This is a genomic window from Sphingopyxis sp. SCN 67-31 (genome assembly GCF_001725095.1).
The window spans coordinates 32,266-46,582 of the sequence record NZ_MEFH01000016.1 but is presented as its reverse complement, the minus strand read 5'-3'; the positions used below and the strand labels follow the sequence as shown (position 1 = coordinate 46,582).

The window sequence follows — 14,317 nt, the reverse complement described above, 5'->3', positions numbered from 1 at the left end:
AGTGGAATTCATGGGTTTCACCTCATTTGGCTTCGGGCGCGACGAGACCGGAACGCCCTGCCGCTTGACAGTGGATATCTACACATACTACTCAGTAGGTCAATAGCGATGCGGGGCTTGGTCGGGCATCGTGACAGCGACATTCGCGGCGCGAATGCCGGCAGCAAAGGGAGTAGAACGCTTGGCCCAAATGTCTGACGAACGGCTCTTGCATGCCTATCGGATCATGGAGCGTTCGATATTGCTCGAGCGCGCCGTGCTTCGCCTCATCGAGGATGGCACGGCTCGCATCTTGCTGCATTCGGGACGCGGGCAGGAAGCGATCGGCACTGGAACATGCGCTGCGCTGCGGCCGGACGACATGCTGTTCTACAGCCACCGCGGCGTAACCCAGCTGCTTGCGAAGGGCATGCAGGTCGGGCCGCTGCTGGGGGATTTCCTCGGCAGGGTGGACGGCGCGACGGGCGGCCTCGGGGCGGGCATCGTGCACGCCGTCGACCCCTCGCTTGGCCTGATGGGATCGAGCGGGACGCTCGGCGGCGGCTTCGTTCTCTCGGCGGGTGCGGCCCTTGGGGCTCGCAAGCTTGGCGACGACCGGGTCTCCGTCCACATTTTCGGCGAGGGGTCCGCAAATCGGGGGACCTTCCATGAAGCGGCCAATGCCGCAGCGCTTTGGAAGCTGCCGATGGTATGGCTTTGCGAGAACAACGGTTATTCGGTCTCGGTCGCGCATCGGGACGCGACATCCGTCGAAAATGTGGCGGACCGGGCGCTGGCATATGGAATGCCAAGCAAAATCGTCGACGGACAGGATGTAGAGGCGGTGCATGATGCCGTGGAGGAAGCGGTGGGCCGCGCACGGGCCGGCGATGGCCCCACGTTGATCGAGGCGAAAACCCTCCGCTTTCGCGGGCATTATGAAGGCGATCCCCAGACTTACCGCGACAAAGCGGAGTTGGAAGCGATGAAAACGCGCGATCCTCAGGCGATCGCGGCGCAGAGGCTTCTCGAAAGAGGTGTGGAACAGCATCGTCTCGACCAGATCCGGGCCGAGGAGGCAGAGGCGATGGAACGCGCTGTCGAGCATGCGCTATCGGCCGCCAAGCCCGGGCCCGAGCGAATTTTCGAAGGACTGTTGAGCGCGGGAGGCGCCGCATGAGCGAAGAGCCGGCCAATGGCGTGCGTACGCTGAGCTACCGCGCGGCGCTGCGCGAGGCGCTGATCGAGGAGATGCAGCGCGACGAGCGCGTTTTCATGATGGGGCAAGACGCCGGCCCATTCGGAGGCGTGTTCGGCGTCTCGAAGGGATTGTCCGACATGTTCGGAACCGATCGCGTCTTCGATACGCCGATTTCCGAAGCCTTCATCGTCGGCGGCGGCGTGGGCGCAGCGCTCGCCGGGGCGCGCCCGATCGTGGAACTGCAATATGCGGATTTCGCCCTGATCGCGATGGACGAAATCGTCAACAAGGCCGCAAAGTGGCGCTACATGCATGGCGGCAAGCAAACCGTGCCGCTCGTCATTCGCGCGCCCGAGGGCGTCGTCGGGGGACTTGGTCCCGAACATTCCCAATCGCTGGCACAATATTTCTGGCACAGCTTCGGCCTGAAGGTCGCGATGCCGGCGACGCCCGCCGATGCGAAGGGAATGCTGAAGGCGGCGATCCGGGACGACGACCCCGTGCTGTTTCTCGAAAACAAGTCCCTCTACAATCGACGCGGTCCGGTGCCCGATGGCGATTATATCGTGCCGCTCGGCGTTGCCGCGACGCTGCGCAAGGGCGATGCCGTGACCATCGTTGCCTGGTCGCGCATGGCCACCATCGCGCTCGAAGCGGCCGGGCTGCTGAACGATCGGGGCATTTCCTGCGAAGTGATCGATCCGCGGGGTATTCGTCCTTTGGATCTGGACGCCATCCTGGCATCGGTGAAACGCACCGGACGCCTCGTCGTCGTGCACGAGGGGCCGGTCACGGGCGGCCTGGCGGGCGAACTGGTCGCCAAGGTCGTGGAAAACTGCTTTGCGTCGCTTCACGCCGCCCCCGTGCGCGTGGGCGGAGTCGATACCTATGTGCCACAGAATCTCGATCTAGAAGGCTTGCTGACTCCGCCCGTCGCGGCGGTGGTCGATGCAGTCGAAACCGTGCTGGGCGCCTCTCGGATAAAGGGATGAACATGTTCGACATCAAACTGACCAAGCTCGGCCAAACCATGGAAGAAGGCACGGTGACGGCCTGGTTCAGAACCGTCGGCGAGCGATTCGAGGTGGGAGACCCGCTCTATGAATGCGAGACCGAGAAGGCGCTGACCGAAGTCGAGGCGACACGGGCGGGTATATTGCGCGAGATACTGGTGTCCGACGGGGATGTCGTCGAAGTGGGAACGGTGATCGCACGCGCCGACGAGGTGGACTAACATGGGCACCACGCTCGAAACGCTGGCGGGCGTACCCAAGGCCATGGCGGGCGCGATGGCGCGAAGCTGGTCGGAGATACCGCATTTTGCCGAAATCATCCTGATCGATGCCGCCCCGATGCAGGCACGCCTCGCGGCGGAACGCGCGCGGCTTGCGGACGATCCCGTCGCGCCGCGCATCTCGATCAACGATATCGTCGTCCATGCCGCCATAGCGGCGCTGGTCGAGGAGCCGGCCCTCAACGGCATATTCGCCAACGGCAAGATCGAAAGGCCCGACACGATTTCAGTCGCCGTCGCGGTCGCCACCGACCATGGGTTGATGACTCCCGTCCTGCGGGACGCGAACGACCTCACATTGCCCGAAATATCCGCCCGGATCGTCGAATTGCGAGCGGCCGCAGCCGCGCGGCGGCTGGCACCCGATCAATTCGAAGGCGCCGTGATGACGATTTCGAATCTCGGCGCTTATGGCATCGATACGGGCTTCCCCACCATCAACCAGCGCCAAAGCGCCTTGCTGTTCGTCGGCTCTCTGGCGCAGCGTCCCTTCGTGATCGATGGCGCCGTCGTCGCGCGGCCGACGATGTATCTGACACTCGCGTGTGATCATCGCATGGTCGATGGCCTTACGGCGGCGCGTTATCTCGCTTCGCTGCGCGGGCTTTTGACGGGAGCGGCCGAATGATGGGACATCTTGCGGGACGCGTCGCGGTGGTAACCGGCGCCGGACAGGGTCTGGGACGCAGCTACGCGATTGGTCTGGCGCGCGCGGGCGCGCGCGTCGTGGTCAACGACATCGGCCGCGCGGAAACCGATACGGGACCCGCGTCGACGGCGCATCTGGTGGCTAAGGAGATTTGCAACAAAGGCGGCGAGGCTGTCGCCAACACCGACAGCGTCGCCACCGCCGCCGGGGGACAAGCCATCGTCGATGCGGCAACAGAGGCTTTCGGGCGGATCGACATCCTCGTTTCCAATGCGGGGATCGAGCGCAATCAAAGCTATGCGAAATCCACCGCAAGCCAGTGGGACGACGTGATCGACGTCCACCTTCATGGCACGCACCATCTGTGCCGGGCCGCCTGGCCGAAGATGATCGAACAGCGTCACGGGCGGCTGATACTCGTGACGTCCCCCTCCGGCTTGTGGGGCAATTTCTCCCAGGCATCCTATGCGGCGGCGAAGATGGGCATTATCGGGCTCGCGAACGTCCTCGCGATCGAAGGCAGGCGCTACGGGATTCTCGTCAACAGCCTGGCGCCCATTGCGACGACTCCGATGTCGGAGCATCTCCTTTCGCCCGAATTGGCCGCGAACCTGTCGCCGGACAAGGTGACGCCCGCCGTTTTGAAGCTGGCGTCGGACGACCTCGAGACCAGCGGAGCCATCATCGTCGCGGGAGGCGACTGGTTCGCGTCGGCTCATATAGCCGTCTCTCCGGGCGCGCGGATCACTGGCGGCGACAGCCTGGAGGCGGTGTGGGACAAGGTCGTCTCGAGCGACGGCCTGCGTCCCGGCGCCCCGCTCGATCCCGATACGTTGCACCGGATGTTCGTCGGATAGCGACAGCCATCCCCTTCCCGCATGCGGCCGCGGCCGTCCGGACCGACCTTTTTGAACAGCGACAGGCGGATTGACCATGAATTTTGAGCTTAGCGATACCCAGAAAGAAGTGCAGTCGGCGGTACGAGCGCTCGCCGGAACATTCGATGATGCCTATTGGCGCGAGCGCGACGAGAAACACGAGTTCCCCTGGGATTTCTACAATGCCTTTGCCGAGAAAGGCTGGCTCGGAATTGCGATTCCGGAAGCCTATGGCGGCAGCGGCCTCGGCATCACGGAAGCCGCGATCCTGCTGCAGGAAGTCGCGGCCTCCGGCGCAGCCATGAATGGCTGCAGCCCCATGCATCTGAGCATCTTTGGCGTCAATGTCGTGGCCAAACATGGCTCTGAGGAGTTGCGGCGCTCGCTCCTTCCCCGCGTTGCGAGCGGCGAATGCCATGTCTGTTTCGCCGTGACCGAGGCCGATGCCGGCACGGACACCACACGCATCCGGACCTTCGCCCGGCGAACGGACAACGGCTATGTCATCAACGGCCGCAAGATCTGGATCACCAAGGCCCTCGATTCCGAAAAGATGATCCTCGTCACCCGGACGAAACCACGAGAAGAATGCGCGAAGCCCACCGATGGCATCACGCTGTTCCTGATCGATATCGACCGTTCGAAGATTTCGATCCGGCCGATCGAAAAAATGGGCCGCAATGCCGTGGCCTCGACCGAAGTCTTTATCGACGATCTCGAAGTACCTGCGTCGGCCCGCATCGGGAAAGAGGGAGAAGGGTTCCGCTATCTTCTCGACGGGCTCAATCCCGAGCGGATCCTGCTCGCGCATGAATCTCTCGGCATCGGTTACGCGGCGCTGCGCCGCGCTGTCCGCTATGCCAATGAGCGCGTCGTCTTCAACAGGCCGATCGGCGCCAACCAGGCCATCCAGCACCCGCTAGCCCAGGCCCATGCGAACTTGCAGGCCGCCGAACTGCTGGCGCGCAAGGCGGCATGGCTTTATGATCGCGGAGAGTCGTGCGGAGCCGAAGCCAATATGGCAAAGCTCCTTTGCGCCGATGCGGCCTTTTACGCCGCCGACCGGGCCGTCCAGACGCTTGGAGGTCTGGGCTATGCCGCGGAATATGACGTGGAGCGATATTTCCGTGAAGCGCGTCTGATGCGTATCGCGCCCATCAGCCAGGAAATGGCGCTGAACTATATCGCCCAGCAAGTGGTCGGCTTGCCGCGATCCTATTGAGGAGGCAGGCGTGCGCGAAGGGCTGTTTGACCGCATCGAGCAACAAGATTCCGAGCGCGTGGCCCTCATCGTCACGCACGACACAGGCGACGAGCCCGTCCGCTACGGCACGTTGATCGAAGCGGCGCGCTGCTGGGCCGCGCTATTTGCCGCCAGGGGACTCGAACAGGGCGATCGGGTCGCGCTGTGGCTTCCGAATATTGCCGCATGGCCGGCAATCGAGCTGGCCGCGGCCTATAGCGGAGTGGTCGTCGTCCCGATCAATACGCGGTGGCGCGCGACAGAAATCGGTCATCTGCTTCGTCGAACGCGACCAGCGTTGATCATCCGCCCGATGGACTTCTGCGACGTCGATTTCGACGGAATTCTGGCCGAAGCGGCTGGGGATGGTCCGCATGCGCCGGTTCTGAAGCTGCCCTTGACCGGTGCCGCGCCGCCACACGCCGACTTCGCCAAGGGGACCGCCCGGCGCCTGACCGCCGACGCCCCCATCAACCTGCTTGCAACGAGCGGTTCCACGGGACAGCCCAAATTCGCCGTCCACCGCCAGTCCGCGCTTGCCATACGCTTTTCCGCCGCAGGCCGCCGGTTCGACATCGAAGGAGGCGATCTCGTCCTTTGTGCGCTGCCTCTATGCGGGATCTGGGGCCTGGGCATTACCCTCGCCACGCTCATGGCGGGCGGAACCGCGGTGCTCATGCCCGTCTTCGACGCGGAAAAGGCCGGGAAGACGATAGAACGCCTCGCCGTGGCCCATGTGCACGGCGGCGACAACCTCATCCTTGCCATCATCGACGCCCTCGCCCCGTCGGCGTTACCCCTGCGATCCTGGCGCAGCTGCTATTTCGGCGCCTTCACCGGGCGATCGCCCGCGGACGTCATCGATGCCGTGGAGCGTTGCGGTCCCGGTCTGCGGGCCGCCCAAGCCTATGGATCCTCCGAAGCGCTGGCCTTCGTGGCGGGCTGCGGCCCCGAAGCCCCCCGCGCGCTTCGCGAACTGGCTGGCGGACCATTGCTCGACAGCGCGACCAGATTTCGTGTCGTCGACCCGGATTCGGGCGAGCCGGCCCGGATCGGCGGGCAAGGAGAAATCCAGTTGGCGGGGCCCACCGTGACCCAGGGCTATTTTGACGACTGCGACGCGTCCCGTGCGGCATTCACGCAAGACGGCTGGTTTCGCACGGGCGATCTCGGCGAGCGCGCTAGCGACGGCTTTCATTTCATCGCCAGGATGGGAGACGCCCTGCGCCTGCGCGGCACATTGGTCGACCCGTCCGAAATCGAGGCCGCCCTTTGCCTTCACCCAGCGGTCGACGAGGCCCATGTCGTCGGCGCGAAGCGGCCGAACGAAGGCGATGTCGCGGTGGCCTTCGCGCGTCTTCGTCCGGGCGCCGATGTCGCGGAAGCCGATCTGCGGTCGTTCGTCGCCTCCACACTCGCACGCTACAAGGTACCCGAGCGTATCGTGATGGATTTCGACATCCCGGTCACCGTCAGTGCGAACGCCACAAAGGTTCGCAAGGACATTTTGCGGGATGTCGCGGCCGGCTATCTCGCCGTGACGCCTTCCAGAATATAATCCACGATGATGTCGGCGATTTTGGCGCGCCCCTCATCGGTCGTCTGCTCACGATCAATGTACCACATCGTGGTCCAGTTGAGCGACCCCAGCAGCGGCTTGGCCAGCAGCTTTGCGTCGGTCTGGCGAAACACGCCGGTTTCCATCCCGCGTTCCAGCGTGGCGACGAACAGCATTTCGTAATTGCGCCTGATCTTCGCGATATCGCTTACGAAATCCTGCTGCTTCTCGTTCACGAACAAATCGGTCGTGGACAACAGCGTGACGCGCGTGAAGGCGAGATTCTCCATCACGATCAATGCGTGGCGCCGCGCCATCGCGCGAAGCGCTTCGACCGGGTTACCGGCTGCATCGCGTTCGGCCTGGACGGCGTCGAACATCATCTCCAGCACATGGCGATGGATGTCCATGAGGATATCCGCCTTGCTGCGATAATAATGATAGACGCGGCCCTTCGTCGCACCCATCTGATCGGCGATTTCGTCAATCGATGCCCGCGCATATCCAAGGCGCATGAAGGCGTCGGTGGCGGCGACCAGAATCTCCTGCCGTCCCTCTTCATTCCTGTTCGGCCGTGCTCTGGTCGCAACGCGTTTTCCGGACGGCTTGGGTTCTGTCATGTCAGTCAGCTTCGGTTCCCCCTCATGCTTATCTAGCGAGCGCTACTCCATCCCGCAAAGTCTTGTCGAGCAGGCTGACCACAAGACCAGCCTGCCCGCTTCAGAATTGGAACGAGATTTCCGCGCCATAGGTGCGCGGGGCGGCAAAGCGCGACACTTCGTCGTTCAGCGCATAGTTGACGTTGACGCGATAGGCCTCGTTCGTGAGGTTCCGGCCCCACAGGGCCGCCGTCCATCCATCCGCAGACTTGAAGGAGATGCGCGCGTCGAGAAGGCCGTAAGGCTTCTCATATTGGGCATTGGTCGGGAACCAGTAGGATTTGCCCTTGTGCGTATAGTTGGCGCGCAGGCTGATTTCATCCCCGTTCGCGCCGACCGGCAGGTCATACTGGAATCCAACATTATATTGCGATTTGGGAGTGCGCTGCAGGAATTTTCCGGTGTTGTCGTTGCCGAGCGAGTCGGTGAAATCGATATATTTCGTATCGAGCACCGTCAGGCTGCCGAACAGCTGCAATCCGGTGATCGGGATCAGCTGAGCCTCAAGCTCGATTCCCCGAATACGCGCATCGGCCGCGTTGTCGGTCACGCTGCAAAGGCAATTGCTGTCGGTCTGCGTCACCTGAAGGTCGCGGTAATCCATCTGGAACAGCGCGACGTTGAGGCGAGCGCGTCGGTCGAGAAAATCCCATTTGGCGCCAAGCTCGTAATTCTGGACGGTTTCAGGATCGTAGCTGATGCGCGCGGCGATGGCGTTTGCAGGCGTATCTTCAAATCCACCGCCCTTGTAGCCGGCAGAATAGGTCGCATAGACGAGGAAACGGGGCGTCGGCGTGAACTCCAGCGTGAACTGGGGCGTCAGCTTGCTCCAGCTGTCGCTATAGTCGGCATCGAAGGATTCTCCAGTAGCCAGCCCGACCCCGAGCGGCGACAGGGGCACCGTTCCGCCGGGATTGAAGCGGTCACCCGTCTCGACCGCCGTTCCGGCCACCCTTCCCCGCTTCTTGTCGTGCGAATAGCGAAGGCCCGCGACCGCGCGCAACGAAGGCGAGAAACGATAGCCAAGTTGGCCGAACGCCGCCCAGGTCTCGCTGATCGCATGGTTATGCCAGAGCGATTCGCCGGAAAGCTGATCGAGCGCCACCATCGGCACTTCGCCCCAGAAATGGTCGATCTTGGTGACATTGTCGCGCTGATGATAGGCGCCCACAATCCAGTCGAAACCGACATCCACCGGCTTGGAAACGATCCGCAGTTCCTGGGAGAACTGGCGCGCATCTTCGCTTTCGCCGACCGGCGTGGTGAACAGCGTGGGCGAAATAACGCCATATCCGTTGATGGGTCCGAGACCGGTCTGGTCATATTGGCTGTTGGCCTTGCCGTCCCGGTAGCCGATCACCGCTTCGATCGTGGCGATGTCGCCGAGGCCCTTGCTGATCTGCGCATTGACGCCGATGGCGTCGCGCACCATGCCCTGGGGCGTGGCGGCCGCATCGCCCGCGAAGATCGGATGCTGCGGCAACGCCTCACGGATCGTGAGCGGCCTGCCGCGCAGAGCCCCGATTTGCTCCCGTGCCGCGCTCCACGGTCCACGGCCCGCATCGGGCCCGTCGATAGCGATCTGCGCGATTCCGTTCGATTCGTCGTGGGTCACGTCAACGATCAGGCGTGCCCGAAAGTCTGAATCCTGCGGTTCGAACAGCAATTGTCCGCGAGCCTGGAGGCTGCGGACATCATCGAGGTTCCGATTGTTGAGGAGGTCGCGTGAATAACCGCTGTTGCGATGAGTCTGAAACGAGAACCGCGCCGCGACGGTATCGGACAGGCCCCCGGTCACATGCCCGCGAACCAGCAGGTCGTCCAGATTGCCATAGGATATGCTGAAGCTGCCGGACGGCGTGAAGCTGGGGCTGGCGGTGATGATGTTGATCGCACCGCCCACCACATTTCTGCCAAGCAGCACGCCTTGCGGGCCGCGCACCACCTCGACGCGTTCGACGTCATAAAGGTCGAAATTGAACAGCCCGGGGCGCCCGACGTAAACATCGTCGATGAAAATGCCGATTGACTGGTCGGCCGACGGCGAATCGAGCCGGGTGTTTGTGATGCCGCGAATGTTGAATTCCTGGTCGAGGCCGGAGATCGCGGTGAAAGACAGCGACGTCGTTCGTTTGGCGACGTCCTCAAAGCTCAGAATCCGGTCTTCCGCGAGCGTCTCGCCACCCAGGGCGCTCACTGCGATCGCCGACCGTTGCAGGCCGACCTCACGCTTCTGGGCCGTAACGACGATGTCCTGGAGCTGGTTGCCCGATCGATCGCGCTGAGCAGCCGGAGAGGATGCGTCCGCCGCGGAATCCTGCGCGACCGCAGGCACCGAAATCAGCCCCGCCGACAGAGCCAGGAGCGATGGTATGAGATGCTTCTGCATGTAAATTTCCTCCCACAATTGATTTCCGGACCCCATTATCTTCAGGATCAATTTTTATGACCTACTCAGTAGTATGTATTTTAAGCTACCCCTGTCAAGAGGGGTTGACGGACATTCCTGCGTCATACTACCCAGTAGGTCGTTATGAACAGCCGCACAGCCACTCCTGATAGCCCGCTTGCAGGGATTCGGGTCATCGACCTCGGCATGCTGCTCCCGGGCCCGGTTTGCGCTCTGCACCTGGCTTGGCTGGGGGCCGATGTCCTGAAAGTGGAGCCGCCCGGCGGAGAACCGGGCCGACATCTTTATGACGGCGCTTTTTTCGACAGCTACAATCGCGGCAAACGGTCCGTGGAGCTCGATCTGAAGCGGGACGAAGGGCGAGAGCGACTGCTCGATATCGCCCGCTCGGCCGACGTGGTCGTCGAAAACTTCCGGCCCGGTGTCGCCGACCGGCTCGGTGTCGGTGCGGATATGCTGCGGACATTGAACCCGCGGCTCGTCTATTGCGCGATCAGCGGGTTCGGACGAGGATCGCGTGAGACGGCTCCGGCCCATGACCTCAATTTTCTGGCGCGGTCGGGAGCACTCGCTCTCCCGACGACATGGTCGGGACAAGGGCGGCGATCGACCCGGCCCGCCATGCCTGTCGCCGACCTCGGCGGTGCCGCCATGGCGGTCCAGGCCATTCTCGCTGCGCTGATACAGCGGTCGCGGACGGGCGTCGGCGCCACGCTGGAAATCGCGATGCAGGAAGTCATGCTGCACTGGCTGACATGGCGGGCGTCAGCGCAAGAGCGTGGCGACGACGCGGCCTGGACGCGTTATCTGGAGCCCGCCAACGACATATATGAAACCGGCGACGGGCGCGCGATCGCGATCGGCGCCATCGAGCCGCGGCTGTGGCGCGCGCTGGTCAACGCCTTGAGCGAGGAAGGTTTCGTCTTTCCTGCGGGAAGCGAAGAATGGGACTGGCGCAAGCGCCGGGCCCAGGCCGCCGTTTTGGCCGATATCCTTTCGCGCGCCTTCGCCAGCCGCGGCATGGCGCAATGGATCGAGCGGCTAGAGCAAGCCGGCGTCCCGGCGGACCCCCTGCTCACCCCTTCGGAAGCGCTTGCGGACCCCTGGCTCAGCGAGCGCAGAATAGTCGCGGCCGATGGATGGCTCCGCCCCCCGCTGCCCGGTGTCGGGGATCTGGCGCCCGCTCCCGTGCTCAACAGCGAGCATATGGCGGTGCAGTCGGGCAAGGTCTGGCTGTAGAATGGATATCATGCAGACCATTGACGACATCGTGCGCCACTTCGCAGTTGCCACGCCCGACCACCCCGCGCTCAGCTTCGAAGGGCGCACACGCAGCTTCGCGCAACTCGAGCGCGACAGCAATCGCACCGCCGATCTGCTCGCCCGGCTGGGTGTCGCACAAGGCGATCGCGTCGCCTTTCTCGGCCGCAACCGTGCCGAGCATTTCGACGTTATATTCGCAGTCGCGAAGCTGGGAGCGATCTCGGTCGGCATGAATTGGCGGCTGAGCGCGGCTGAACTCGCCGCGCAACTGGAGGATTGCTCGCCGCGTGTCGCGCTGGCGTCGCGGGCGGCCATGGGGCTGCTCGACGACGCGTGCCGCGGGCTCAACGAACCTCCGATCCGTCTCGACTTCGACGACCCCTCTGCCGACGGCTACGCCCGCCGGATGCGATCCGCCGACGACGCTCCGCGGGCGCGTGTTTCCCGTCAGGGCGACATCTGCATGATCTGCTACACGTCGGGAACGACCGGCCATGCCAAGGGCGTCGCCTTCACCCATCAAAGCCTCTGGTCGATCATGCCCGGTGCCGCCGAGGCGTGGGCCTTTGACGAGCATAGCGTCAGCCTTGTCTGCATGCCGACCTTCCACACCGCCGGCGCCTGCTGGGGACTGCTCGCCCTCTCGTGCGGAGGGCATGACATACTGGTCTCGGAGTTCGAAGCGAATGCGGTCGCCGATCTGCTGGCATCGGAGCAGGTGACCAATGCAATGATGGCGCCCATCATGCTCGAGCAGGTGATCGGAGCCATCGAGAACAGTCCGCCACGCGACCTGTCGCGACTGCGCAAGATACTCTATGGCGCGGCGCCGATAACCGAACCGGTGTTGGCGCGGGCGCTGACCGTGCTGCCGTGCGGCCTCGTGCAAGGCTATGGCCTCACCGAAATCAACGGCACGATCACGATTCTCCGGTCCGAGGATCATGCGCTCGACGACGAACATCGCGGGCGCCTTCGTTCCGCCGGCACGGCGGTCCCGTGGGGCGACGTGCGGGTCGTGGACCCCGAAACCGACCGCGATTGCCCGAGGCACGTCGTCGGCGAGGTGTGGGGCCGCAGCCCCGGCATGATGGAAGGCTATTGGCGAAAACCCGAGGAAACGGCCGCGGTGATAACCGGCGACGGCTGGCTCCGGACCGGAGACGCCGGGTTTCTCGACGACGACGGCTATCTGTTCCTCACCGACCGCATCAAGGACATGATCGTGACGGGCGGCGAGAATGTCTATCCGATCGAGATCGAACATGTCCTGGCCGCGCATCCGTCCGTGGATGCCGTCGCCGTCATCGGCGTCCCCGACGCGCGGTGGGGCGAAGCGGTAAAGGCCATCGTGCTGCCGCGCGGCGAACGGCCCGACGAGGCGGAGCTGATCGCGTGGGCGCGCGAACGCATTGCCGCCTACAAATGCCCGAAATCCATCGATTTTGTTGAGGAAATGCCGCGCAACGCGTCCGGAAAAATCCTCAAGCGAACCCTTCGAGATATCTATTGGAGCGGCCATGAGCGGCGGATCAGCTGAGGTTCTCGCCGATGCATGCCTCGCCGGGCGGCGTTGTCTGGTCACAGGTGCCGGGAGCGGTATCGGTCGGGCCATTACGCTTCGTCTTGCTGCGCTCGGAGCGCATGTGACGGGGGTCGGGAGGCATCTTGAAACGCTCGAGGAAACGGCGAAGCAAGCCGGGGAGCGAGGCGGTTGCGTCGCGGCCGTCGCATGTGACGTGCGAAACGCGGACATGGCGGCCGAGATGATCTCGCAAGTGGCGGGGGATCATGGAATCGACCTGCTGGTGAACAATGCCGGTGGCCAGTTCTATGCTCCGGCGACGCAGATTTCGCGACGCGGCTGGGATGCCGTGATCGATCTCAATCTGTCCGCCGTCTTCAGCCTTATCCTTGCGGCGCACCCGCATCTGGCCAGACGCCGCGGCGCCGTCGTCAATATGTCGCTCACCGGCATAGATCGGGGCATCATGGGCGCCGCCCACGGCGTTGCAGCCCGCGCGGGCGTTCTCGGCCTGACGAGAACGCTCGCGCTCGAATGGGGTAGCCAGGGAATCCGCCTCAACTGCATCGGCCCCGGAATCGTCTTTACCGAGAATCTGGATCCGACGGCGCGGGAACGCGCGCTCGAAAGAATGGACGCCATCCCGCTCGGTCGCGGCACCGACACGCAAGCCATTGCAGAGCTCGTGGCCTTTCTCGCCAGCGACGCGGCGCAACTGATCACCGGACAGTTGCTGCAAATCGACGGTGGCGCGCATCTGGGTGCAGGCATTCACGCATGGGCGCCTGAAAAGGTCAGGGCATGACAGGACGTTTTGAAGGGAAAGTGGCGTTCGTCACCGGGGCGGCGCGAGGGCAAGGCCGGGCGGTCGCGGTCGCATTCGCCCGCGAAGGAGCGGATATTATCGCCCTCGACATATGCGGCGCGGTCGCACCGGATTCACCTTCCTCGATACCCGCCGATTTCGAAGAAACCGTCGCCGCCGTTCAGGCGCAAGGCCGGCAGATCGTCGCAAAGCACGGAGACATCCGGGATCTGGCGGCGATCGAGCATGCCATCGACTGCGGTGTCAAAACATTCAGCCGGCTCGACTTCGTGATCGCCAACGCCGGAATTTCCGGAATGGGTGCTTCCGACCAGTTGACGACAGAGCAATGGGACCGAATGATCGAGGTCAATCTTTCGGGGGCCTGGCGGACCTGCCGCGCCGCCATCCCCCATCTGCGCGCGACAGAAAATGGCGTGATCATTTTCACCGCCTCTGCCACCGGCATCAAGGCGCTTCCCGGCGTTTCGCATTATTCGGCGGCGAAGCACGGTGTCATCGGCCTGATGCAATCCCTGGCCGCAGAGTTGGGACCGAAATGGATACGCGTGAACGCGGTGTGTTCGACGACCGTCCGGACCCCGATGATAGAGCATGAGGCTCATTTCCGGCTGTTCAGACCGGATCTTGAGCATCCGACCGCTGCGGACATCGAGAAAGCTGCCGCGCGCATCAATATTCTGCCGACTCCATGGGTGGAAGCGGAGGATGTGGCGAATGCGATACTCTGGCTGTGTTCCGACGAGGCGCGTTTCATAACCGGCGTGGCGCTTCCGGTCGATGCCGGTTTCCTGATCAAGTGAGGATATGAAGGTGGGTCCAGTAGATATCC

At 63.5% G+C, this 14,317-nt stretch carries 13 protein-coding genes; 11 read left to right on the top strand and 2 right to left on the bottom strand.

Annotated features, from left to right (window positions below):
• The first annotated feature begins 190 nt into the window (after positions 1 to 190).
• The 7 genes from ABS88_RS02600 to ABS88_RS02570 all read left to right on the top strand — a co-directional run bounded on the left by ABS88_RS02600 (position 191) and on the right by ABS88_RS02570 (position 6,802).
• Complete coding sequence (locus ABS88_RS02600; protein ID WP_158682142.1) at positions 191 to 1,159, top strand: thiamine pyrophosphate-dependent dehydrogenase E1 component subunit alpha; 969 nt, start codon at positions 191 to 193, stop codon at positions 1,157 to 1,159.
• Entirely contained in the window at positions 1,156 to 2,172 is a 1,017-nt protein-coding gene (locus ABS88_RS02595) for an alpha-ketoacid dehydrogenase subunit beta (RefSeq protein WP_104959524.1), read from the top strand. The genes ABS88_RS02600 and ABS88_RS02595 overlap by 4 nt, the downstream gene beginning before the upstream one ends.
• Positions 2,173 to 2,174: 2 nt before the next feature.
• Positions 2,175 to 2,414 (top strand): biotin/lipoyl-containing protein, encoded by a 240-nt coding sequence (locus ABS88_RS02590; RefSeq protein WP_158682140.1) that lies wholly within the window; start codon positions 2,175 to 2,177, stop codon positions 2,412 to 2,414.
• A 1-nt stretch (position 2,415) separates the two neighbouring features.
• Positions 2,416 to 3,102, top strand: a complete 687-nt coding sequence (locus ABS88_RS02585; protein WP_104959522.1) for a 2-oxo acid dehydrogenase subunit E2 — start codon at positions 2,416 to 2,418, stop codon at positions 3,100 to 3,102.
• Positions 3,099 to 3,980, top strand: a complete 882-nt coding sequence (locus tag ABS88_RS02580) for an SDR family NAD(P)-dependent oxidoreductase (RefSeq protein ID WP_199775069.1) — start codon at positions 3,099 to 3,101, stop codon at positions 3,978 to 3,980. Before ABS88_RS02585 ends, ABS88_RS02580 begins: the two co-directional genes overlap by 4 nt.
• 76 nt (positions 3,981 to 4,056) lie before the next feature.
• On the top strand, positions 4,057 to 5,223 hold the full coding sequence (locus ABS88_RS02575; protein ID WP_104959520.1) for an acyl-CoA dehydrogenase family protein: 1,167 nt from the start codon (positions 4,057 to 4,059) through the stop codon (positions 5,221 to 5,223).
• A gap of 10 nt (positions 5,224 to 5,233) precedes the next feature.
• Positions 5,234 to 6,802 (top strand): AMP-binding protein, encoded by a 1,569-nt coding sequence (locus ABS88_RS02570; RefSeq protein WP_104959519.1) that lies wholly within the window; start codon positions 5,234 to 5,236, stop codon positions 6,800 to 6,802.
• Here ABS88_RS02570 and ABS88_RS02565 read toward each other — a convergent pair.
• Positions 6,772 to 7,422 carry a TetR/AcrR family transcriptional regulator gene (locus tag ABS88_RS02565; protein WP_104959518.1) on the bottom strand — a complete coding sequence of 217 codons (651 nt, stop codon included), beginning with the start codon at positions 7,420 to 7,422 and terminating at the stop codon, positions 6,772 to 6,774. The two genes, ABS88_RS02570 and ABS88_RS02565, sit on opposite strands and share 31 nt — an antisense overlap.
• A 100-nt stretch (positions 7,423 to 7,522) precedes the next feature.
• Entirely contained in the window at positions 7,523 to 9,850 is a 2,328-nt protein-coding gene (locus ABS88_RS02560; RefSeq protein WP_158682138.1) for a TonB-dependent receptor, read from the bottom strand.
• Between the two features lie 144 nt (positions 9,851 to 9,994).
• On the opposite strand from ABS88_RS02560, the gene ABS88_RS02555 reads away from it, so the two are divergent.
• The 4 genes from ABS88_RS02555 to ABS88_RS02540 are packed head-to-tail and all read left to right on the top strand — an operon-like array spanning position 9,995 to position 14,288.
• Positions 9,995 to 11,110 (top strand): CaiB/BaiF CoA transferase family protein, encoded by a 1,116-nt coding sequence (locus ABS88_RS02555; protein ID WP_104959516.1) that lies wholly within the window; start codon positions 9,995 to 9,997, stop codon positions 11,108 to 11,110.
• Between the two features lie 10 nt (positions 11,111 to 11,120).
• Positions 11,121 to 12,674, top strand: a complete 1,554-nt coding sequence (locus ABS88_RS02550; protein WP_286748977.1) for a long-chain-fatty-acid--CoA ligase — start codon at positions 11,121 to 11,123, stop codon at positions 12,672 to 12,674.
• Positions 12,655 to 13,464: an SDR family oxidoreductase gene (locus tag ABS88_RS02545; protein WP_104959514.1), complete on the top strand. Its 810-nt coding sequence runs from the start codon at positions 12,655 to 12,657 to the stop codon at positions 13,462 to 13,464. The genes ABS88_RS02550 and ABS88_RS02545 overlap by 20 nt, the downstream gene beginning before the upstream one ends.
• On the top strand, positions 13,461 to 14,288 hold the full coding sequence (locus ABS88_RS02540) for a mycofactocin-coupled SDR family oxidoreductase (RefSeq protein ID WP_104959513.1): 828 nt from the start codon (positions 13,461 to 13,463) through the stop codon (positions 14,286 to 14,288). The genes ABS88_RS02545 and ABS88_RS02540 overlap by 4 nt, the downstream gene beginning before the upstream one ends.
• Positions 14,289 to 14,317: the final 29 nt, after the last annotated feature.

Excerpts from the sequence above, each read along its gene's own strand:
- ABS88_RS02600 (WP_158682142.1), top strand. The coding sequence starts at position 191 with ATGTCTGACGAACGGCTCTTGCATGCCTATCGGATCATGGAGCGTTCG.
- ABS88_RS02595 (WP_104959524.1), top strand. The coding sequence starts at position 1,156 with ATGAGCGAAGAGCCGGCCAATGGCGTGCGTACGCTGAGCTACCGCGCG.
- ABS88_RS02590 (WP_158682140.1), top strand. The coding sequence starts at position 2,175 with ATGTTCGACATCAAACTGACCAAGCTCGGCCAAACCATGGAAGAAGGC.
- ABS88_RS02585 (WP_104959522.1), top strand. The coding sequence starts at position 2,416 with ATGGGCACCACGCTCGAAACGCTGGCGGGCGTACCCAAGGCCATGGCG.
- ABS88_RS02580 (WP_199775069.1), top strand. The coding sequence starts at position 3,099 with ATGATGGGACATCTTGCGGGACGCGTCGCGGTGGTAACCGGCGCCGGA.
- ABS88_RS02575 (WP_104959520.1), top strand. The coding sequence starts at position 4,057 with ATGAATTTTGAGCTTAGCGATACCCAGAAAGAAGTGCAGTCGGCGGTA.
- ABS88_RS02565 (WP_104959518.1), bottom strand. The coding sequence starts at position 7,422 with ATGACAGAACCCAAGCCGTCCGGAAAACGCGTTGCGACCAGAGCACGG.
- ABS88_RS02560 (WP_158682138.1), bottom strand. The coding sequence starts at position 9,850 with ATGCAGAAGCATCTCATACCATCGCTCCTGGCTCTGTCGGCGGGGCTG.
- ABS88_RS02555 (WP_104959516.1), top strand. The coding sequence starts at position 9,995 with ATGAACAGCCGCACAGCCACTCCTGATAGCCCGCTTGCAGGGATTCGG.
- ABS88_RS02550 (WP_286748977.1), top strand. The coding sequence starts at position 11,121 with ATGCAGACCATTGACGACATCGTGCGCCACTTCGCAGTTGCCACGCCC.
- ABS88_RS02545 (WP_104959514.1), top strand. The coding sequence starts at position 12,655 with ATGAGCGGCGGATCAGCTGAGGTTCTCGCCGATGCATGCCTCGCCGGG.
- ABS88_RS02540 (WP_104959513.1), top strand. The coding sequence starts at position 13,461 with ATGACAGGACGTTTTGAAGGGAAAGTGGCGTTCGTCACCGGGGCGGCG.